General features: G+C 72.4%; 1 protein-coding gene. It reads left to right on the top strand.

Features of this window, described 5'->3' with window-relative positions; translation table 11 throughout:
- Nucleotides 1-14 precede the first annotated feature (14 nt).
- Nucleotides 15-515: polyketide synthase (locus AF1_RS32820; RefSeq protein WP_303621267.1), on the top strand; the 501-nt coding region annotated here is incomplete at its 3' end.

The following is a 515-nucleotide window of genomic DNA, read 5'->3' as shown; positions in this document are numbered from 1 at the left end:
CCTCCTGGGAGGCGGTGGAACGGACGGGCATCGACCCGGTGTCGTTGAAGGGCGCCGACGTCGGGGTGTTCACCGGGCTGTCCAGCCAGGGCTACGGGGCCGGCGGTGGTGTCGTCACACCGGAGTCGGAGGGCTTCGCCGGCACGGGAGCGGCGCCCTGCGTGGCGTCGGGCCGGGTGTCCTACGTGTTCGGGTTCGAGGGTCCCGCGGTCACGATCGACACCGCGTGCTCGTCGTCGCTGGTGGCCATTCACCTCGCCGCGCAGTCGTTGCGGCAAGGGGGATGCTCGATGGCGCTGGCCGGTGGCGCGATGGTGATGGCGACGCCCGGTTCGTTCCTGTCGTTCTCACGGCAGCGCGCGCTGGCCGAGGACGGTCGCTGCAAGGCGTACGCGGACGGCGCCGACGGGATGGGCCTGTCCGAGGGCGTCGGTGTGGTGGTGCTGGAGCGGTTGTCGGTGGCGCGGGAGCGCGGGCACCGGATTCTCGCGGTGATCCGCGGCGGCGCGGTGAAT

The organism is Actinomadura formosensis NBRC 14204 (genome assembly GCF_001552155.1).
GTDB lineage: Bacteria > Actinomycetota > Actinomycetes > Streptosporangiales > Streptosporangiaceae > Spirillospora > Spirillospora formosensis.
Note: the sequence above shows the minus strand (reverse complement) of the source record. Positions and strands in the feature narration are given on the sequence as shown.